Origin of the sequence: Lautropia mirabilis (assembly GCF_900637555.1) — a bacterium.
Lineage (GTDB): Bacteria > Pseudomonadota > Gammaproteobacteria > Burkholderiales > Burkholderiaceae_E > Lautropia > Lautropia mirabilis.
In genome coordinates, this window is the sequence record NZ_LR134378.1 from 2727103 (window position 1) to 2746585 (window position 19483).

At 63.4% G+C, this 19483-nt stretch carries 18 protein-coding genes; 9 read left to right on the forward strand and 9 right to left on the reverse strand.

Annotation, left to right across the window (positions count from 1 at the left end; translation table 11 throughout):
* Positions 1-110 precede the first annotated feature (110 nt).
* The 5 genes from ubiU (at position 111) to EL249_RS13385 (ending at position 7565) form a co-directional block, all read left to right on the forward strand.
* Positions 111-1118, forward strand: coding sequence for a ubiquinone anaerobic biosynthesis protein UbiU (gene ubiU, locus EL249_RS11175; protein ID WP_040529625.1), 1008 nt, complete (start codon positions 111-113; stop codon positions 1116-1118).
* Positions 1119-1131: 13 nt separating this feature from the next.
* A complete protein-coding gene (locus EL249_RS11180; protein ID WP_005672303.1) occupies positions 1132-2070 on the forward strand; it encodes a U32 family peptidase in 939 nt (312 codons plus the stop codon).
* A complete protein-coding gene (gene ubiT, locus EL249_RS11185; protein WP_005672301.1) occupies positions 2057-2497 on the forward strand; it encodes a ubiquinone anaerobic biosynthesis accessory factor UbiT in 441 nt (146 codons plus the stop codon). The genes EL249_RS11180 and ubiT overlap by 14 nt, the downstream gene beginning before the upstream one ends.
* Positions 2498-2614: 117 nt before the next feature.
* Positions 2615-4651: a TonB-dependent receptor domain-containing protein gene (locus EL249_RS11190; protein ID WP_005672299.1), complete on the forward strand. Its 2037-nt coding sequence runs from the start codon at positions 2615-2617 to the stop codon at positions 4649-4651.
* Positions 4652-5834: 1183 nt separating this feature from the next.
* Positions 5835-7565, forward strand: coding sequence for a hypothetical protein (locus tag EL249_RS13385; protein ID WP_005672295.1), 1731 nt, complete (start codon positions 5835-5837; stop codon positions 7563-7565).
* Between the two features lie 270 nt (positions 7566-7835).
* Here the strand turns inward: EL249_RS13385 and EL249_RS11205 are convergent, their stop codons facing one another.
* Positions 7836-8453, reverse strand: a complete 618-nt coding sequence (locus EL249_RS11205; RefSeq protein ID WP_040530536.1) for a glutathione S-transferase family protein — start codon at positions 8451-8453, stop codon at positions 7836-7838.
* 125 nt (positions 8454-8578) lie between these two features.
* Positions 8579-9613 carry a pirin family protein gene (locus tag EL249_RS11210; protein ID WP_232002013.1) on the reverse strand — a complete coding sequence of 345 codons (1035 nt, stop codon included), beginning with the start codon at positions 9611-9613 and terminating at the stop codon, positions 8579-8581.
* A 335-nt stretch (positions 9614-9948) separates the two neighbouring features.
* Here EL249_RS11210 and EL249_RS11215 point away from each other — a divergent pair, with 335 nt between their 5' ends.
* Entirely contained in the window at positions 9949-11265 is a 1317-nt protein-coding gene (locus tag EL249_RS11215) for a solute carrier family 23 protein (RefSeq protein WP_005672288.1), read from the forward strand.
* A gap of 185 nt (positions 11266-11450) precedes the next feature.
* On the opposite strand, the gene EL249_RS11220 is transcribed toward EL249_RS11215, so the two are convergent.
* From EL249_RS11220 to EL249_RS11240, 5 genes are all read right to left on the reverse strand, one after another.
* On the reverse strand, positions 11451-12728 hold the full coding sequence (locus EL249_RS11220) for a glycerate kinase type-2 family protein (RefSeq protein ID WP_005672286.1): 1278 nt from the start codon (positions 12726-12728) through the stop codon (positions 11451-11453).
* Between the two features lie 136 nt (positions 12729-12864).
* Complete coding sequence (locus EL249_RS11225; protein WP_005672284.1) at positions 12865-13332, reverse strand: four-helix bundle copper-binding protein; 468 nt, start codon at positions 13330-13332, stop codon at positions 12865-12867.
* Between the two features lie 145 nt (positions 13333-13477).
* On the reverse strand, positions 13478-13717 hold the full coding sequence (locus EL249_RS11230) for a glutaredoxin family protein (RefSeq protein ID WP_005672282.1): 240 nt from the start codon (positions 13715-13717) through the stop codon (positions 13478-13480).
* A complete protein-coding gene (gene ispH, locus EL249_RS11235) occupies positions 13714-14760 on the reverse strand; it encodes a 4-hydroxy-3-methylbut-2-enyl diphosphate reductase (RefSeq protein WP_126348419.1) in 1047 nt (348 codons plus the stop codon). The genes EL249_RS11230 and ispH overlap by 4 nt, the downstream gene beginning before the upstream one ends.
* Before the next feature lie 78 nt (positions 14761-14838).
* Positions 14839-15351, reverse strand: a complete 513-nt coding sequence (locus tag EL249_RS11240; protein ID WP_005672278.1) for an FKBP-type peptidyl-prolyl cis-trans isomerase — start codon at positions 15349-15351, stop codon at positions 14839-14841.
* 101 nt (positions 15352-15452) lie between these two features.
* On the opposite strand from EL249_RS11240, the gene radC reads away from it, so the two are divergent.
* From radC to rpmG, 3 genes are all read left to right on the forward strand, one after another.
* A complete protein-coding gene (radC, locus tag EL249_RS11245; RefSeq protein ID WP_232002014.1) occupies positions 15453-16190 on the forward strand; it encodes a RadC family protein in 738 nt (245 codons plus the stop codon).
* Positions 16191-16511: 321 nt separating this feature from the next.
* Positions 16512-16742, forward strand: coding sequence for a 50S ribosomal protein L28 (gene rpmB / locus EL249_RS11250; RefSeq protein ID WP_005672275.1), 231 nt, complete (start codon positions 16512-16514; stop codon positions 16740-16742).
* Positions 16743-16784: 42 nt separating this feature from the next.
* Positions 16785-16940, forward strand: a complete 156-nt coding sequence (rpmG, locus tag EL249_RS11255; protein WP_005672273.1) for a 50S ribosomal protein L33 — start codon at positions 16785-16787, stop codon at positions 16938-16940.
* Between the two features lie 242 nt (positions 16941-17182).
* Here rpmG and EL249_RS11260 read toward each other — a convergent pair whose 3' ends face one another.
* Positions 17183-18613 (reverse strand): RsmB/NOP family class I SAM-dependent RNA methyltransferase, encoded by a 1431-nt coding sequence (locus tag EL249_RS11260; protein WP_005672270.1) that lies wholly within the window; start codon positions 18611-18613, stop codon positions 17183-17185.
* Between the two features lie 24 nt (positions 18614-18637).
* On the reverse strand, positions 18638-19348 hold the full coding sequence (gene purN / locus EL249_RS11265) for a phosphoribosylglycinamide formyltransferase (protein WP_050781761.1): 711 nt from the start codon (positions 19346-19348) through the stop codon (positions 18638-18640).
* Between the last annotated feature and the right edge of the window lie 135 nt (positions 19349-19483).

Below are 19483 nucleotides of genomic sequence, written 5' to 3' on the forward strand. Positions count from 1 at the left end.
CCGCATATAACTCCCTCCATTTGATCCGGATCAACGGCCATGCCTTGAGCCGAAAATCCTCCTGCACTATGATCGACAGGCTTTCACCGTCGAAATTACAGGGAGAGATAATGCGAAGGATTCCGGAACTGGTATGCCCTGCGGGCAACCTGCCTGCCCTGAAGACGGCGGTGGACAATGGCGCAGACACGGTCTACATGGGGCTGAAGGACGCCACCAACGCGCGCAATTTCCCGGGGCTCAATTTCGACATGAAATCCGCCCAGGAAGGCGTGGCCTATGCCCATGCGCGCGGTCGCCAGGTGCTCATGGCCATCAACACCTTTGCGCAGGCAGGTGAAGTGAAGCGCTGGCATGCTGCGGTCGATACCGCCGTGCTGCTGGGCGCCGACGCCATCATCGTGGCGGATCCGGCCATCATGGCCTATGCCCGTGATCGCCACCCTGACCTGCGGCTGCACATGTCGGTACAGGGGTCGGCCACCAATTACGAGGCCATCAACCTCATGAAGGAGCTGTTCGGCATCCGTCGCGCCGTGCTGCCCCGCGTGCTCACCCTCAGCCAGGTCAAGCACGTCATCGAAAACACCGACGTGGAAATCGAGGTGTTCGGCTTTGGCAGCCTGTGCGTGATGGTGGAAGGCCGCTGCATCCTGTCCAGCTACGCCACGGGCGAATCGCCCAACATGCAAGGCGTGTGCTCGCCCGCCAAGGCCGTGCGGTGGGAACAGCTGCCCGACCGCATGGACGTGCGGCTCAACCACGTCCTCATTGACCGCTACAACCCGCAGGAACCGGCTGGCTACCCCACGCTGTGCAAGGGCCGCTTCGAGGTGAACGACGCCACGTATTACGCGCTGGAAGAGCCCACCAGCCTGAACGTGCTGGAAATGCTGCCGGATCTCATCGGCATCGGCGTGGCCGCCATCAAGGTGGAGGGCCGCCAGCGCAGCCCCACCTACACCGCCCAGGTCACCCACACCCTACGCAAGGCGCTGGATGCTGCCGCGGCCGACCCGTCGCACTTCCGAGTCGATCCGATCTGGAACAAAACCCTGGGCAAGGTATCCGAAGGACACCAGACCACCCTGGGCGCCTACAACCGGCCGTGGAAATGAGGAGACAGGCACGATGAGCGAACCGATTCAATCCCGGAACCCGATCCGGCTGTCGCTGGGTCCCATCCAGTTCTTCTGGCAGAAGGAAACGCTGCTGGAGTTCTATGTCTCCATGCTGGATGCCCCGGTGGACACCATCTATCTGGGTGAAGTCGTGTGCTCACGCCGCCAGAAGATGCGCTTTGCCGACTGGTATGGCCTGGCCGAGAACCTGGCCGACAGCGGCAAGGAAGTCATCCTGTCGTCGCAGGTGCTGCTGGAAAGCGAGACCGACCTGCGGCGGCTGCGCAAGATCACCGGACAGGACCGCTTCAAGGTCGAGGCCAACGACATGGGCGCGGTACGGCTGGCCCGCGAGCACGATATCCCCTTCGTGGCCGGCGCCAGTCTCAACATCTACAACGAGACCACGCTGGGCGTGTTCCGCCAGCTGGGCGCGTTCCGCTGGGTGCCCCCCACCGAACTCAGCCACGACAAGCTGGCCACCATCCTGGCGGCCACCGAAGGCATCGAGACCGAACTGTTCGGCTGGGGCCGCATGCCGTTGGCCTACTCGTCACGCTGCTTCACCGCCCGCCACTACAACCTCAATAAGGACCACTGCGAATTCCGCTGCCTGGACCATGAGGACGGCCTGGTGCTGAAGACCCGGGAAGGCAAGCCGTTCCTCACCATCAACGGCATCCAGACCATGTCCTACGGCAGCCAGACCCTGCTGCCGCACCACCAGGAACTGCAGGCCATGGGCGTGAGCCTGCTGCGGCTCTCGCCCCAGCTGCACGACATGCCCGAGATCATCCGCCTGCACCGCGACGTGCTGGACGGCAAGGCCACCTGGGCCGACGTGCAGCCCGAACTCACCCGCCTGGCCGTGGGCACCCCTGTGGACGGCTACTGGCGCGGACTGCCCGGCATCGAGGCCCTGAAGGAGGAAAGCCATGCCCTTGCCTGAAATCATCGCCCCCGCCTGGGTGAGCCGCATCGTGGCCCACCTGCCCGGCCGGCCGCCGCGCCTTGCCTTGGTGCTGGCGCTGAACACCATGCTGAAGAAAGGCCTGCTGCCCGCCGACATGAGCCTCTTTGCCGGCCGGAAGTTCGAGATCGACGTGCTGGACGCCGGCATCAAGGTGCGCTTTGGCGCCGACGACCAGAAGTTCCTGGACCAGGACTATGAAGGCGCCCCCGACCTGCGACTGGCCGCCAACGGCATCGACTTCCTGCGCATGATGATGCGCGAGGAAGACCCCGACACCCTCTTCTTCAACCGCAAGCTGCGCATCGAGGGTGACACCGAACTGGGGCTCATCACCAAGAACCTGCTGGACAGCGTGGACTGGCCGTTCAGCCAGTGGCTGCTGAAACGGGGCATGTCGGCGTGAGCTGAATGAAGATAGACGTAATGTAAACGAGAATTGCACTTATACTTGGGCGCTGACACATTGTGCAGTCCATGCGGGCTGCCCTTGGCCATTCCACCCCGTTCCGACGCCCAAGACATGAAACTCCGTTCACACTGCGTCTCTCTCGGCCTGAAGGCCGTGCCGCTGGCGCTCATCAGCACCTTTGCGCACGCCCAGTCCGCCGCCCCCACCGAAACCCAGCTCCAGACCATCTACGCCATCGAAAAGGCGGCCTCCTCCACCGAGAAGGTCAACTTCAAGGCGCTGGAAGAAAGCACCGCCAATGAAATGAAGGAAGTGCTCTCGGCCGAGCCTTCCATCAACTTCGGCGGCGGCAACGGCACCTCGCAGTGGGTCACCATTCGCGGCATGGGTCAGGACCAGATCGACATCAAGGTCGACAACACCTATTCCGACACGCAGATGTTCCACCATAACGGCCGCTTCCTGCTGGATCCGGCCCTCATCAAGGACATCGAAGTGCAGAAAGGCACCGGCTCGGCCTCGGCCGGCATTGGTGCCACCAGCGGCGCCATCGTGGCCCGCACCGCCTCGGCCAAGGACCTGCTGCGTCCCGGCCAGACCCTGGGCTTCAAGGTCAACGGCGGCTTCAGCAGCAACAAGGGCCGCGGTGCCGGCGTGGCCGCCTATGGCCAGTTCGGCGCACTGGATGCCCTCGTCAACGCCAACTGGACGAAGGAAGAGAACTACAAGTCCGGCGGCAGCGCCAAGCGCGAAGTGCAGAACAGCGCCCTGGGGCAGCGTGGCCTGCTGGCCAAGTTCGGCTATGCGCTGGACGAGCAGAACCGCATCGAACTGAGCCACCGCCAGGAAAAGACCCACGGCGTGCGCGCCCTGCGCGAAGAGTTCGACTTCTCGCAGGACAACAACGAGGCCAACAACGCCCCGCGCTACCGCATCTACACCCAGGACACCACCCGACTGGCCTACACCGGTCGCGGCCTGGGCCCGGTGGACAAGATCGAGACCGATGTCTACCGGATGAGCGCCGAAATGAAGAACTTCCCGCGAGCCGGCTCCGGTACCCTGCTGCTTGGCGCCAGTGAAGTGGAAACCCAGGGCGCCAACATCAACCTGGACAGCTACCTGTTCAACGAGCACATCCTGAAATACGGCGTGAACCTGCGCCGTCAGGAAGCCAAGCCCGGCTCCCGCCTGTCCACCAACGGCACGGCCGTCGACACCGTCAACGAGCGCAAGACCGACTACGGCGTCTATGCCGAAGGCATCTGGAACCTGCACCCCGTCACCCTCACCACCGGCCTGCGCTACGACCACTTCAAGATGCGCACCTCCGGCCGCAGCGAAGTCTCCGACGGACAGATCAACCCCAGCATTGCCGCCATCTATGACCTGAACGAACAGGTGTCGTTCAACGCCGGCCTGTCCTACGCCACCCGCAGCCCGCGCCTGTACGAAGCCATGCTGGCCGGCGGTCGCCGCGTCATTGCCGACAACAACCTGGAAGCCGAACGCGCCCGCACCCTGGAAGCCGGCGTCACCTACACGCCCTCCCAGGCCCTGCGCCTGGCCGCCACCGTGTTCCACCAGAACACCAGGAACCACCAGGACTACCAGTGCATCAACGCGGCCGGCACCCCCTGCCAGGGTCGCCAGGCTGCCTCGTACTATCGCCTCTTCAACAGCGGCACGCTGAAGAACCACGGCTACGAACTGAGCGCCGCCTACGCCTTCGGCCACTGGACCACCCGCGCCGGCGTGGCCTACAGCAAGCCCAAGCTGGACGGCGAAGTGGCCGACTCGACCAGCACCGCCATCCCCATCGGCCGTACCTGGACCACCGGCCTGGCCTACCAGCTGGAGAACCCAAACGTGGAAGTGGGCTGGCGCGGCCGCTTCGTGCAGAGCGCCGGCTACATCCCCAGCTCGCGCGGCTCATCCGCCACGCCCGAACTGGTTCGCCGCAGCGGCTACGGCGTCAACGACCTGTACGCCAACTGGAAACCCTTCGGCACCGACGACCTGAACGTCAACTTCGCGGTCAACAACCTGTTCAACAAGTACTACAAGAGCCACAGCCAGCGCTCCGGCGTCTCCAGCCTGCCGGAACCCGGACGTGATGTCCGGCTGAATGTCAGCTATCGGTTCTGAGGTGTTGTTCGATAGCTGAATGGATTGTCGTATGACATGAGAAAAAGCCCCTTCGGGGGCTTTTTCTTTGCACAATCAGCAGGAAGACTCCATGAACCATGGAGATATCGGAACAACGGCTTGCGACCGACATGAACGGACGATGGAAACGTGATGCCCAGAATAAGCAAAGCTGAGTTGATTGTGGCCATGATGCTGCTGAGCGTTTTGCTGGTCTTGCTGGGCAGTACGCTGGTTCTGAGCCTGTTCCAGCCCGTGCGCGAAGAAGCCGTGCACTTGGGATCCTCTGAACAAGTCCCCGCGGCCGTCGCATCCCCGTAACGGGCGCATGACTGCGTTACCATTTGCTGTCAATAGCGCCGCTATTGACAGCAAATGTCGCCTTGTCCTGCATCCCGTTCCGTGGCGCGTCGGTTCGCGGAACTTATTCAGAGGATCCCTTGAGCGGCAACATCAAATACACCCCGCCAACACGCCCTACCTTTTTCGGACTTGAGCATGACGGTCGGAGTTATTCCGTGAACACCCCCGTTTTCTTGACGAGAACGGAAACAGGTTTCTCGACAACCATCACCCCGAAAAGATCATCAGCATTGAAGGCATCCGTCTTTACACACCATTGCATTACAAGGGCACTTTACAGCGCCTGGTGATAAGAAGGATTGAATTTCTGGAAGACGGGAAACAGCAAGTCGTTGTTGTTCCACCTGAAAAATTTTCCGTGGCATTGAGATATTGGCGAACTGAGACCTGGCTTGAACGTCTTTTCTGCTATGGCCTGTATCTGACCGCTTGCGGGTGGTTGTATGCGTTTTATCGGAAAGAGAACAGACGGGGGATCAAGAAGGAATGAAGCCTTATCCTGCGCCTCTCGGAGGCCTGGAGAGCCGCAGCCAGCGATCCGGCGCCTCCGGGCTGACGGAACCGGGATGATGTCCGGAGGAATGTCAGCTATCGGTTCTTAGGTTTGGGTTGATAGCCTGTCTGGGTTGCAGCTTGAAATGAAGAAAGGCCCCTTGGGGGCCTATCCTTTTGGGGTGCGCGCGCGTATGCCAGAAGCAACACCAACACAAAACCAACGAACCTAGCGCAAAATGCTCTTTCACCCCGGCAGAATCACTCATTCCGTCGAGGCCCATATAGAATTCCACCATCGAGACAACAGGAACACCAGGAGACCCCAGTGACAATCGAAAAATGCTTGATGGACATCTGCATCGAACTGACCCCCATCGACGCCAGCGCGCCGAAGTTCTTCGGGTTCTCAGAATTCCTGACCAGCCTTGCTCTCATGGTCCTGGCCTGGACGACCTCCGATGTTCGGTACCGGTTTCGGATTGATTGCGCTCCCATACCGCTAAAGGGCATCACATTCTGGGTTGTCGTTATCTTTGGAATGCTAACGCTTCTGACAGACCTCTGGCGCGCCGAACAATGGCTTGTTCCAACAAACATCCCCCTGACAACTGGATGGTGGCAGGCGATCATGGGAGGAGCGCTTTTATTTACTTTTTTCTCATGGATATGGTTTGCCTTCATTCATCCGAAACCATACGGCAGATGGAACGCTGAGCGATTCACACAAGCACTTTACCAAGTCATTCTCAAAGGCTCGAAAGAAGAGCTATCCATAATCGCAGATGAACTAACAAAATCCATGAAGAGTATTGTCACCCACGCAACCGAAGAAAATAAACAAATAAACCAAGACACCCAAAACCCTCGAAAAGTACAACTCAGCGCAAATAAAATACTGGAACTAATGGCTGATAAAATATTTTGCCGAGTAGTCGCCAATACCTCACCCACAACCGCAATAACCCTGTACAATGAAATGAAAAATAATAATAAATACAATATAAAGGTTAAAAGTTTCACAAGAAACTTAATTAGCGAAGCTATTAACGAAAAATCATCTTTTATATGCCTAGAAATCAGCGAATATGATTCAAAGCCAATGGGGCATAGAAATCCTATTAGTCGCATACTATTTTCTAACTACAAAATGTCGAGCGCAATAGGAACAACCCTCTGCCCGAATATAACAGATGTCTATAATTGGGATACGGATCAATGGAAGATCTACTTTCGAATCGTCCTGGTCACACTAAATAGCTACAACCCACAAGAACACGGAATCTATTCAGAGATATTAAAGAACGCACTAGATTATGCAAAACGATCGACAAGAGACTCCTACATTATCAACACAACTCCAGACATATCATACAACAATGATTATGCCAAGCGCATAATAATGGCCATCAATTTCACCCGAGAATTCATAAAGAAAATAAATGAAAAAGATGTCTATAAAAACATAAAGGTAAAAATAATTCGCGAAGACCTTCCGCTTGAAGAGCAGTTAATTGCAAAAGAAAGCATTTACGACCATGTCGCAAGCCTGATGTTTGGCATCGTGATAGACATATCACAAATAACAAACCCCGCGTGGGAAGAACATATTTCTCACTCATTAATACCCCTCCTCGTGAACCACGATTTTCAAGTCACAGGTATCGAGAAAATCATACAAGCCAAATTTCGGAGAATGATATATAACGACATTAAGTCAATGGAAAAAACTCCAAATCAGAGAGCAGCCAGGGTAATTCGGCTTGTTTTAAATACAACAGGCTTAGAGACTATTAAGAACAAGAGAAAACATGGAAGTTCAATTTTACAGAAAGCAGTTCTCGGATGGTTAAAGCGAAATTATGATTGGGTATATAGAAATAACCGAGAAATCGCAAAGATCTGTCTTGGCAAAAACACATTCTACGACAGCATAAACCACAGAATCGTCAGAGGGTACGTTAGCCCCTCCAGAACGGGAAAGGAGTATGTCCATCTGGACATAGATCCAGCAGAGCCTCCCCTTGCATCTTCATCTCCAACACCAGCCGAGCACTGACGTATCCCTCCTTCCCTTCACCCCTACTGGTCATATCGTCGCGGTCGTGAATCAGGGGGATGCAACGATGAAAATCCAGCGGCAGTTGCAGCCCGCTTCTCAGCAAACCGCGCCTCCACCTCCACCGCCGGAATCAACCTTCCGGCATTGGCTGAATCCAGCCCGGCCTGAACCTGTCGCCGGAACCAGGCATCGTGTTCGGCAGCCTTCTGCTGCCGAACACGTTCTTGCATGTTGGCCATCACCCTACCCTGCGGGATGGCATGAACATCACGGCTGCAGCCCCTCCTGGGCGCAGATCTCGCGCACGCCGGGGTCGGCGGCCACGCGTTTCTGGAACTCGCTCAGGTGGTTCATCTGGCTCAGGTCCACGGACAGGCCGTTGGCCCAGCGCAGGATGACATACAGGTAGATGTCGGCGACGGAGATTTCCTCGCCGCCCAGCCAGGCGTGGTTGGCCAGCTGGTCGTCGGCCTGTTTCAGCATGCCGGCAATCTGGGCGCGGGCGGCCTGCTGCATGGCGTTCTTGACGGTCTCGTCCTCGGCCCAGGGCGGGGTGCGGAAGAGCTGGCCGAAGGCCTTGTGGACGTCGGAGTTCAGGAAGGCCAGCCAGCGCCATGCGCGGGCCTTGCCTTCGATGGTGTCGCTGCCAAGCAGCCGTGCTTCGGGGAAACGCGCGTCCAGGTAGGCCAGGATGGCCACGTTCTGGGACAGCACGAGGTCGCCGTCCACCAGCAGCGGCACGGCCCCCTGGGGGTTCATGGCCAGGTAGGCGGGTTCCTTGATCTGGGCGTGGGTGACGGCTTCGGCCTCGTAGGGCTGGCCGATCCATTGCAGGGCGGTGTGGGGCACCATGGAGCAGGCGCCCGGCAGGTAGAAGAGTTTCATGGTCATCTCCAGGGAACAGGGCCCACTCCGGCAGGACGGGCCCTGGACAAATATCAATCTATGGCAGCGCTGACATTACCACGTTCCGGAGACGGTCCGGGGGTTGTTGCCCGGACGGCACGTATTCATCGCGGCATGTTGCCGAAGCGCCCGCTGTTGAAGTCGGCAATGGCCTGACGGATCTCGTCGCGGCTGTTCATCACGAAGGGGCCGTGGCCCACCACCGGTTCGTCGATGGGCTCGCCGGCCAGCAACAGCACGCGGGCATCGCCGTCCAGCGCCTCCAGCGTCAGGCCACTGCCCTCGCGGGTGAGCGTCACCAGCTGCCCTTCGCCCACGGCATGGCCGTTGACGCGCACGGTACCGGCCTGCACCAGCAGCAGGGTGGTCCAGCCGGCCGGCTGGGGCAGCTTGGCCTCGGTGCCGGCCGACAGGCGCACGTCCCAGACATTCATGGGCGTGTGGGTCTGTGCCGGTCCGGTGTGTCCCTCCAGCCTGCCGGCGATGATGCGTGCCTGCCCTGCCCCGCCTGCCAGCCGCACGGACGGGATGGTGTCGGCGGTGATGCTCTGATAGCGCGCCGGGGTCATCTTGTCGCGGGCGGGCAGGTTCACCCAGAGCTGCACCATCTGGAAGGGGCCGCCGCGCCGGCTGTAGGCGTCGGAATGGAACTCTTCGTGGATGATGCCGCCACCGGCGGTCATCCATTGCACGTCACCGGCACCGATCACGCCACCTGCGCCGGTGGAATCGCGGTGTTCCACTTCGCCGTCGTAGACGATGGTGACGGTCTCGAAGCCCCGGTGCGGGTGGGCGCCCACGCCCCGGCGATGGCCGCTGTTGGGGGTGAAGGATGTGGGGGCAGCATAGTCCATCAGCAGGAAGGGGCTGCGCTGATCGGCGCCCTGCCCGTAGTCGAACATGCCGTGCACGGGAAAACCGTCGCCCACCCAGTGGCGCGGGGGCTTGTCGCCGACGTGGATCACGGCCTTGGGGGTGGTGGCGATGTCTGTGGTGGTGGCTCCCGAAGCGGCAGCGTTGCCTGCGGTAGCGGCGCCACCCGGGGCGGTGGCCAGGCCGGACATGGGGTTCACGGAGGTGTTCGGAGTATGGGAAGTCGTTGCCGTCATCGTGATGCCCTCCAGGAGGAGCGTTTGCATGGACCGAATATCGGGGCGAACGATGCTGGGGATAAGAGGGGGTTCACTCACCATACCGTTTCAAGATACGGAACAATGAGACTGCCCCCAGGGGGCCATGGCTTTCCCCGCGGCTTCTTGCATGCTGCCCCATGCCGCCCTGCCGTCACGACCCGGTCCGATGAGCGAGCTGGCCGGCCCCCACCTGCGCCCCTTCGCCACGGTCCAGCCCCGGCCGGCAGGCCCTGCGCCCCACCCCGCCATCAGGCCCTTCACCGGCAAAAGAGCACACTCACCAGATGAAGCCGATGGCGCGTTGATGCAAAATTCGGGTACGACTGAACAGGTACCCGATCATGGCTTCCCCCGATTCCCAAACTCCCGCCGCCGACACCCCGGTGCGCGCCTTCCACTGGACGCTGAAGACCCAGGGGGTGATTGCCCCTGATGAGCGCCTGCCCTGGCCCCAGATGGTGGCCATGGGCCTTCAGCACGTGGTGGCCATGTTTGGCGCCACGGTGCTGGCGCCACTGCTGATGGGCTTTGACCCGAACATCGCCATCCTGATGTCGGGCGTGGGCACGCTGCTGTTCTTCCTGGTGGTGCGCGGCCGGGTGCCCAGCTACCTGGGCTCCAGCTTTGCGTTCATCAGTGTGGTGATTGCTGCCACCGGCTATGCGGGCGTGGGGCCCAATGGCAACCTGCCGGTAGCGCTGGGCGGCATCATCGCCTGCGGCGTGGTCTATGTGCTGATCGGGCTGCTGGTCAATGCGGTGGGCACGCGCTGGATCGAGCGGCTGATGCCGCCGGTGGTGACGGGCGCGGTGGTGGCCGTCATCGGCCTGAACCTGGCGCCGGTGGTGGTCAAGGGCGTGAGCGCCAACGAGTTCGACCGCTGGATGGCGCTGCTCACGGCGCTGAGCGTGGGCCTGGTGGCGGTGTTCGCCCGCGGTGCCATCCAGAAGCTGCTGATTCTGGTCGGGCTGCTGTCGGCCTATGTGCTGTACTGGCTGCTGACCAATGTGCTGGGGCTGGGCACGCCGATCGATTTCGGGCCGGTGGTGCAGGCGCCGTGGATCGGGCTGCCGCGCTTCACGGCACCGGCGTTTTCCAGTGAAGCGATTCTGCTGATCGCGCCGGTGGCACTGGTGCTGGTGGCCGAGAACCTGGGCCACATCAAGGCCGTGTCGGCGATGACCGGCCGCAATCTGGATGCCTCGATCGGCCGGGCCTTCATCGGTGACGGGGTGGCCACCATCGTGTCGGGCGGCATTGGCGGCACGGGCGTGACCACCTATGGCGAGAACATCGGCGTGATGGCGGTGACGCGCGTCTACTCGACGCTGGTGTTCGTGATCGCCGCGCTGGCCGCCATCTGCCTGGGCTTTTCGCCGAAGTTCGGGGCGGCCATCTCGACCATTCCGACGGCGGTGCTAGGCGGGGTATCGATCGTGGTGTTCGGGCTGATCACCATTGCCGGCGCCCGCTTCTGGGTGGAGAACCGGGTGGATTTCAGCCAGAACGGCAACCTGATCGTGGCGGCGGTGACGATGATTCTGGGCGCCGGCGACTTCACGCTGCAGTTCGGCGATTTCAAGCTGGGCGGCATCGGCACCGCCACCTTCGGGGCCATCATCCTGAACGCGCTGCTGAACCGCACGCGGGAGCAGTGAGATGAAGCCGGCCCGCCCGCTTTCCCCCGCCACTGACGGCCAGGAAGGTCACGGGCCGGCCCGGACCATCGCGCAGGCTTTTGCCCATTATGAGTATCCCGACGTGGCGGACATCACGCTGGACATTCCGCCACGCTCGCCAGCCCAACGGCCCCCGGTAGAGCTGGACCCAGACCCTGAGTCACTTACCCCACCAGCATCACCCGAATGTCGTTGACGTTCGTGCCGGTAGGGCCGGTCATCACCAGATCACCCAGCGCGGCAAAGAAGCTGTAGCTGTCGTGGGCCCGCAGGAAGGCGCGCGGGTCCAGCTGCCGATCCCGCGCACGCGCCAGCGTGTCGGGGGTGATGATGGCGCCAGCAGCATCTTCGGTGCCGTCAATGCCGTCACTGTCCGCCGCCAGTGCCCAGACGCCCTTCTGCCCGGCCAGGGCCAGCGCCATGGCCAGCAGGCTTTCGGTGTTGCGCCCGCCCTTGCCGGCGCCATCCGGCCCGATGGTGACGGTGGCTTCCCCCCCTGACAGCAGCAAGGCCGGTGCAGCCAGCGGCTGGCCGTAGAGTGCGGTGGAGCGTCCAATGCCAGCCAGCACGGTCCCCATCTGCGCGGCCTCGCCTTCCAGCGCATCGCCCAGGATGAGCGGGGTCAGTCCCAGGGTGCGTGCCTCGTCGGCGGCCGCCTTCAGTGCCATCATCGGCGCGGCAATGATCTTCACCTCGGCGCGGGGATGCGGCGCGGCCGGTGTCATCGGCGTGGCCAGGATGGCCTGCGCGGCGGCGGGAAGTTCCATCCGGTAGCGGGCCACGATGGCCCGGGCCTCTTCGCGTGTGGCCGGGTCAGCAATGGTGGGGCCGGATGCGATGGCGGCCGGATCGTCGCCCGGCACGTCGGAAACGATGAGGGTGCACAGCCGCGCCGGCAGTGCAGCCTGCGCCAGCCGCCCGCCCTTGATGGCTGAGAGCTGGCGGCGCAGCACGTTCATCTCGTTGATGGTGGCGCCGCTGGCCAGCAGGATGCGGTTGAGCGCCTGCTTGTCGGCCAGCGTCATGCCCGGCCCGGGCAGCGTGAGCAGTGACGAGCCACCGCCGGAAATGAGCGCCACTACCAGGTCGTCAGGGCCTAGGCCCTGCACCGCCTGCAGGATGCGGGTGGAAGCCTGCACGCTGGCCTCGTCCGGCACCGGGTGTGCCGCCTGCAGCACCTCGATGCGGCCGGCCGGCACGGCGTGTCCGTAGCGGGTCACCACCACGCCCGAGACATCCACGTCCGGCCAGGCGGCATCCACGGCAGCCGCCATGACGGCCGCGCCCTTGCCCGCCCCCACCACCACGCAGCGCCCGCGCGGCTTCTCGGGCAGATGCCGTCGCACGGCAGCAGCCGGGTCGGCGCTTTTCACGGCAGCATCAAAGATGCGGCGCAGCGCGGCACGCGCGCTTTCGTCGTTCCAGGTCGTGTTGTTGCTCATGGCTCCTCGCTCCTTCGGAAACGTTCTTCCACCATTTTGCATCATCACGCCCATGGAGATATTGCTCCATTCGCATGAAAAAACCCGGCGCAGGAAAATCCTGCAGCCGGGTTTTTTCAGAGGGAAAGCGAGCCGATTACTTGACGGCGATCTTCTCGCAAGCCTCGACGCACTTCAGGCACGACTCGTAGCAATCCTTGCACTCGGCGTGGTGATCGATGTGCTCCTTGCAAGCGTCGGCGCACTGTTTGCATGCCTCGATGCAGATCTTGGCCTGCAGCGGGGTGAGCGGCGAACGCTGGGCGGCCAGGCTCTGCAGGGACTTGCACAGGGCCAGCATCTGGTTCACGGCCTTGGAGCAGGCAGCCATGCTCTGGTCGCCTTCGCCCAGCAGGTTCAGGCAGTGGTTCAGGCACACTTCGGCGTGGGTGATGCACTCACCGGCAGCAGCCAGCGCACCGGCGTACAGGTTGGGAGCGGAAGGCGCAGCAGCGTGCTTGCCATGGGCGTGGGCGCCATGGTTGTGTTCGGCAGCGGCAGCGGCCAGAGGCAGGGAAGCCAGCGAGGCGACAGCGGTGCTGCCGATGAAGGAACGACGATCCATTCGGGTTCTCCTGTTGAGGGGGGATTTGAGATAACTGCTAATAAGCGAGAGATCGAAGTTTAGCCAAGGCAGGCATTTCATGCAGGAAATACCTGTCACAGTCTGCCAAATATGAAATCTCTGCCGACAGAAGGGGAATGCGCCCTTAGGGGCACGCCTGCAGGTGCGCCTGCAGCTTCGCCTCGTCCAGATGCCAGTGACAGATCTCCACGTCACCGTCCAGCAGCACGGGCACCAGCTCGTTATAGCGCGCCACCAGTGCCTCGTCGGCGTCCACGTCGACAACCTCGATGTCGAAGCCGTGGGCCTCGCGCCAGGGCTGCAGCGCGTCCAGCATCTTCTGGCACAGGCTGCAGTAGCTGCGCGACAGCAGCGTGAGCTTCATGCGGAGGTGTCCGCGTCGGAGGCCCCGGCTGCATCGTCGTCTGCAGCTTCGCCCTTGGCCTGCGGGCGCCGGACCGCCAGCCCCTTGGGCAGCGGGAAGGCCATGTTTTCCTGAACGCCTTCCAGCGGTCGCACGGACTTCACGCCCAGCTCGCGCAGGCGCGCCACCAGCTCGTCGACCAGGATCTCGGGCGCCGACGCGCCAGCGCTGATGCCGACGCGCTTGCGCCCTTCCAGCCAAGCCGGGTTGAGCTGCGCGGCGCTGCCGATCAGGTAAGCCTCGCAGCCGTGGCGCTCGGCCACTTCGCGCAGCCGGTTGCTGTTGGAGCTGGACGGGCTGCCGATGATCAGCACCAGGTCGCACTGCGGCGCCATGAACTTCACGGCGTCCTGGCGGTTCTGGGTGGCGTAGCAGATGTCCTGCTTCTTGGGCTCGTTGATCTGCGGGAAGCGCCGACGCAACGCCTCGATGACGGTGCGGCAGTCGTCCACCGACAGGGTGGTCTGGGTGACATAGGCCAGCGACACGCCCTCGGGCACCTGCAGCTGCTCCACGTCGGCCTCGGTCTCCACCAGGTAGATGCCATCATCGGCCTGACCCATGGTGCCTTCCACCTCGGGGTGGCCGGCGTGGCCAATCATGATGACGTGGTGGCCTTCCTTGCGCATCTTGGCCACTTCCACATGCACCTTGGTGACCAGCGGACAGGTAGCGTCAAAGACCTGCAGACCACGCCCGGAAGCCTCGGCCCGCACGGCGCGCGACACGCCATGGGCAGAAAAGATCACCGTGGCACCGTCGGGCACCTCGTCCAGCTCGTCGACGAAGATGGCGCCCTTCTCGCGCAGCGTGGAGACCACGTAGTCGTTGTGGACGATCTCGTGCCGCACGTAGATGGGCGCGCCATGCAGCGCCAGCGCGCGCTCGACGATGGTGATGGCGCGATCCACCCCAGCACAGAAACCGCGCGGCTGCGCCAGCAGCACGGCCTCTTCGCCGTCAGGCAGCGGCGCGGCCAGCAGCGCCTCCACGTCGGCCTGCATCTCGGCCGGGCCCCCGGCCCCGCCCGGCTTGCGGTGCAGGTCCACCGTGGTCAGGTCAACCTCGTTCGTCGATCCCATTCAGAGCACCCCCAGCAGCTTCACCTCGAAGCGCACGGCCTTGCCGGCCAACGGATGGTTGAAGTCGAAGAGCGCACCGGTCTCGTCCTGCTCCTTCAGCACACCGGCAAAGCGGCTGCCATCAGGGGCGGGAAATTCCACCAGATCACCGGGCTGATAGGTGCCGGCGTCGTCGGGCAGGCTGTCGCGCTCAAGCAGTGCGTTGGAGACGCGCTGGATGAGGTCGGGATTGCGCTGGCCGAAGGCCTCGCCCGGCGGCAGTTCGAAGATGCGGTGCTCGCCATCGGCCATTCCGACGAGGCAATTTTCCAGCACTTCAGACATCTGGCCGATACCCAGCTGCAGGGTGGCCGGCTTACCTTCAAAGGTGTTGATCACATCGGCGCCGTTTTCCGGCAGGCTCAGGCGGTAATGCAGCGTGAGAAACGACTGCGGCCCCACCCGGGCAGGCTCGGAAGCGGCAGGAGCACCTGAAGACAGGGAAGCAGACTCGGATGAAACAGAATCGGTCATGGATGACGGGCGCGTCCGCCCGGAAAGGAATGAGGGGGTGTCATGAAAGAACCGTACCCGACATTGTAGAAGACGACGGCCTGGCCACAACAGAGGCGGCCATGCTGGCGATGATCGGGCCGGACGGTTTTCTGCGCCGCGATCGGCACCCGCTGGACGGGGCGCCGCTTGCCCAGTGGCCCGAGGCCGAGCGCCCGCGCGAGCGGCTGCTGCGCCATGGGGCCGAAGCGCTGTCCAGCGCCGAGCTGCTGGCCATCCTGCTGCGCACCGGCACGCGGGGCCAGTCGGCCGTGGGGCTGGCGCTGCAGCTTCTGAACCAGAGCAACCGGTCGCTGACCCGGCTGCTGTCCACCGAACCGGCGCAGCTGATGCGCATGGTCGGTCTGGGGCCGGCGCGGGCCACCACGCTGGCCGTGGTCATCGAGCTGGCGCGCCGGGTGGCCCGTGAACAGATGGAACAGAACACGCTTCTGGACAACCCCGACGCGGTGCGCGAGTACTTGGGACTCACGCTGCGCGGGCTGGAGCACGAGGCGTTCGTGGCGCTCTTTCTGAACAGCCAGCACCGGCTGATCACGGCCGACATGATGTTCCGGGGCACGGTGAACCAGACGGCCGTCTACCCGCGCGAGGTGCTCAAGCACGCGCTGAAGCTCAACGCCGCCGCCGTGATCCTGTCGCACAATCATCCTTCCGGCCATCCCGAGCCCAGCGACGCCGATCTGTCGCTGACCCGCACGCTGCAGGCGGTGCTGGGCCAGGTGGACATCCGCGTGCTGGATCACATCATCGTGGCGGGCAGCCAGCAGTATTCGTTCGCGCAGCACGGGCTGCTGTAGACGGCCGTGGCGCCGTGCCAGCAGCCAACTTGTTCCGGGTTTCAGATCCAGCTATAATGCACGGCTTTAGTGGGCTCTGCGCGTTCAGGTGACACAAGGTTGTGTCACGGGTGCCGGGCCTTCGTTCAACCTCTACAGACACCACGTGGTCTGGTGGCGCTTGGCCAGAAGAAGGTTGCCACTGCGGGCGGGTGCAGCCCTGCAGTCCCTGCCGGAACACGGCAACGGGCCTGCGGCATCCCCCACCCGGTGCGCAGGTTCGGAAGGCACCCTTTTCCAGCGCATGGGCCAGCCACGCCGCAACAGGACAGGAACAGCATCATGGCAAAAGTCTGCCAAGTCACGGGCAAGGGCCCGATGGTCGGGAACAACGTTTCCCACGCAAACAACAAGACCAAGCGTCGTTTCCTGCCCAACCTGCAGCAACGCCGCCTGTGGGTGGAAAGCGAACAGCGCTATGTCCGCCTTCGCGTGACGGCTGCCGGCCTGCGCAAGATCGACAAGCTGGGCGTCGAGGCCGTTCTGGCCGAGATCAACGCCGCCAAGGCCTGATCCCCTCAGCCCGAACCGACCTCACCTCCCGGGAGACCCGACATGCGTGACAAGATCAAACTGGAATCGACCGCCGGTACCGGTCATTTCTACACCACCACCAAGAACAAGCGTACCCAGCCGGAAAAGATGGAAATCAAGAAGTACGATCCGGTTGCCCGCAAGCACGTTCCCTACAAGGAAACCAAGATCAAGTGATCCCGGTCGGGCTGCCCCTGCGGCAGCCGTCCATCACCCGATCTGCAAGAACCGGCCCCGCGCCTCGCGCTGGCCGGTTTTTTGTTGCCTGCCGCCAGCGCTGCCCGGATGGCATGGTGGTTGGTCACTGCTGCATGATGGCAAGGCGCGGCCTGCCCGGCAGCACCTGCAAGTGCGCGCTGCCCGGACCTGCCTCCCGGGCAGGCCTGGGATACAGCGGGATACGGCGATATCGACGCGGCTCAGGCCCGCGTCCAGCTGGCCATGAAGAAGACGTCACCGCCCTCGGGCTGCGGCAGCCAGTAGCGCTGTGCAACGGGTTGCAACGACACGGCGGGCCAAGCCGGGTCCGTGGCTTGCACGCCCCCTGCTCCCACTGCGCCGCCTGACCCGGTCGGGTCCGCTGCCCTTTCCGCGGCACCAGCTGCACCAGCTGCGCCGCCGACAGCAGATACCCCGCCCGCCTTGTGGGCCAGCCAGGCCATCTGCGCCTCGTTCTCGTCGGCCAGCAGGCTGCAGGTGGCGTAGACCAGGCGACCGCCCGGGCGCAGCAGGCGCGCAGCAGCGGCCATGATCTGCCGTTGCAGCTGCCGATAGTGCGCGACTTCCTGCGGCTGCAGCCGCCACTTCAGGTCCGGATGGCGGCGCAGCGTGCCACTGCCGCTGCACGGTGCATCCACCAGCACCAGATCGGCCCAGCCCTGGTAGCGCGCCAGGCGCGCGTCGAGGCTGTCCTTCAGACGCATCTGCGTCACGATGTCCACGCCGGCCCGCTTGAGCCGCGGCCCCAGCCGGGACAGGCGGGCCTCGTCGGTATCAAAGGCCAGTACCTGACCCTGGTTGCGCATCCGCGCCGCCAGTGCGAGCGTCTTGCCGCCGGCGCCTGCACAGAAGTCGATGACCCGCTCACCTCGCCGGGCCGCGCCGCATTCGGCAATGGCCTGGCTGCCGGCATCCTGCAGCTCGAACCAGCCGTTCTCGAAAAGCGGCAGCCGGATGAGTGCCGGCCGACCCGTCACCCGCAGCGCCGCAGGTGCCTCAGGGACGGTCTCGGCGGCCACGCCCGCCTCGGCCAGCTTCTTCTGCAGCGCCGTGGCCTTGCCCTTGAGCAGGTTGCTGCGAATCTCGATGGCAGCCGGCAGCAGCAAGGTGGCTGCCAGCGCCTCGGCCTGCTCGCCATGGGTGGCGGCAAGCCCTTCCCACAGCCAGTCCGGCAGGCTGAAGCGCACGGCCGGCGGTTGCTGTTCCAGCCACTGACGATAGGCCGCGGCTTCGGGTCCGGCATTGGTCCGCAGCGCCTCAGAAAGGCGCATCAGGCCCGGCAGGCGCTCCCGGACAGCCGAAGCCTGTCCGTCGGCGTCCGCGCGGCCGCCCTCCTCCAGGAAGGACTCGTAGGCCCGGCCATGGCGCAGCACGTCATAGACCCGGTCCGACAGCCAGCGGCGATCACGCGCCCCCAGCGACGGGTGCCGGCGCAGCCACGCTCCCAGTTGCTGGTCGGCGGGGGCAGTCTTCCCCCAGGCGGATGACGGGGTGGCAAAGAGCCGTTCGGCCTGCGCGGCATCGGCCGGCAGCACGGCGGCCAACGCATCGGCGGCCAGCCCAAGCAGCCGGGCATCGATGCGCGGCGGCATGTCGCGTGCGCCGGACTCCTGCGGGGTTCTGTCGTTCATGCGTAATGCCGAGGAAAGAGTGAATCAGGCGCGAGCGCCCGTCAGCAGCGGGTGCAGCAGCGTGCGCTGTTCCGGGTGGTCCTCGCCATCCAGCAGCACGCCGCCCACGGGCGTGAGCGTGATGCGGCCGGCGGCCAGCCAGCTTAGCACCTGCGGGAAGAGCCGGTGCTCCATCTCCAGCACGCGCGCGGCCAGCACCTCTTCGGTGTCATTGACCAGCACTGGCACCACAGCCTGGGCGATGATCGGCCCCACATCCACTTCAGGGGTGACGAAATGCACCGTGGCGCCATGCAGCATGGCGCCACCGTCCAGGGCCTGACGGTGGGTGTGCAGCCCCGGGTGGGCCGGCAGCAGCGCCGGGTGGATGTTGACCAGCCGGCGCGTGTAGCGCAGCACGAAGCTGGCAGTCAGCACTCGCATGAAGCCGGCCAGCAGCACCCACGGGGCCTGGGCGGGCGGCACCAGCGCATCGATGGTGTTGGCCAATGCCTCGTCAAAGGCGGCACGGTTGGGGTACTGGCGATGATCCAGCGCCCGGGTGGTGATGCCCCGCGCCTTTGCCCAGGCCAGACCGGCCGCATCGGGGCGGTTGCTGATCACGCCCGCCACCTCCACCGGCAGCTTCTGCTGTTCGATGGCCTCGACAAGCGCCATCATGTTGGAGCCGCGCCCCGAGATGAGGATGACGACACGGGCAGGCGAGGCACTTGTTTTCTGGGCAGCAGCACTCATGATGGCGGTCCGGGGGTGAAAGGGAGGGCTCTCGATGCGGAATGTTAGCAGCGGGCGCCCCGCCACCGAACCCGTCAGCTCCCCGCTGCCCCCAAAAGCCACCGATCGTGGCCTTCCGGACACCTTGTCGCCCGC

Excerpts from the sequence above, each read along its gene's own strand:
- EL249_RS11240 (WP_005672278.1), bottom strand. The coding sequence starts at position 15,351 with ATGACCGATTCTGTTTCATCCGAGTCTGCTTCCCTGTCTTCAGGTGCT.
- EL249_RS11205 (WP_040530536.1), bottom strand. The coding sequence starts at position 8,453 with ATGAAACTCTTCTACCTGCCGGGCGCCTGCTCCATGGTGCCCCACACC.
- purN (WP_050781761.1), bottom strand. The coding sequence starts at position 19,348 with ATGAGTGCTGCTGCCCAGAAAACAAGTGCCTCGCCTGCCCGTGTCGTC.
- EL249_RS11180 (WP_005672303.1), top strand. The coding sequence starts at position 1,132 with ATGAGCGAACCGATTCAATCCCGGAACCCGATCCGGCTGTCGCTGGGT.
- EL249_RS11225 (WP_005672284.1), bottom strand. The coding sequence starts at position 13,332 with ATGGATCGTCGTTCCTTCATCGGCAGCACCGCTGTCGCCTCGCTGGCT.
- EL249_RS11220 (WP_005672286.1), bottom strand. The coding sequence starts at position 12,728 with ATGAGCAACAACACGACCTGGAACGACGAAAGCGCGCGTGCCGCGCTG.
- EL249_RS11210 (WP_232002013.1), bottom strand. The coding sequence starts at position 9,613 with ATGCAAACGCTCCTCCTGGAGGGCATCACGATGACGGCAACGACTTCC.
- EL249_RS11215 (WP_005672288.1), top strand. The coding sequence starts at position 9,949 with ATGGCTTCCCCCGATTCCCAAACTCCCGCCGCCGACACCCCGGTGCGC.
- EL249_RS11230 (WP_005672282.1), bottom strand. The coding sequence starts at position 13,717 with ATGAAGCTCACGCTGCTGTCGCGCAGCTACTGCAGCCTGTGCCAGAAG.
- rpmG (WP_005672273.1), top strand. The coding sequence starts at position 16,785 with ATGCGTGACAAGATCAAACTGGAATCGACCGCCGGTACCGGTCATTTC.
- rpmB (WP_005672275.1), top strand. The coding sequence starts at position 16,512 with ATGGCAAAAGTCTGCCAAGTCACGGGCAAGGGCCCGATGGTCGGGAAC.
- ubiU (WP_040529625.1), top strand. The coding sequence starts at position 111 with ATGCGAAGGATTCCGGAACTGGTATGCCCTGCGGGCAACCTGCCTGCC.
- ispH (WP_126348419.1), bottom strand. The coding sequence starts at position 14,760 with ATGCAGGCCGACGTGGAGGCGCTGCTGGCCGCGCCGCTGCCTGACGGC.
- EL249_RS11260 (WP_005672270.1), bottom strand. The coding sequence starts at position 18,613 with ATGAACGACAGAACCCCGCAGGAGTCCGGCGCACGCGACATGCCGCCG.
- radC (WP_232002014.1), top strand. The coding sequence starts at position 15,453 with ATGCTGGCGATGATCGGGCCGGACGGTTTTCTGCGCCGCGATCGGCAC.
- ubiT (WP_005672301.1), top strand. The coding sequence starts at position 2,057 with ATGCCCTTGCCTGAAATCATCGCCCCCGCCTGGGTGAGCCGCATCGTG.
- EL249_RS11190 (WP_005672299.1), top strand. The coding sequence starts at position 2,615 with ATGAAACTCCGTTCACACTGCGTCTCTCTCGGCCTGAAGGCCGTGCCG.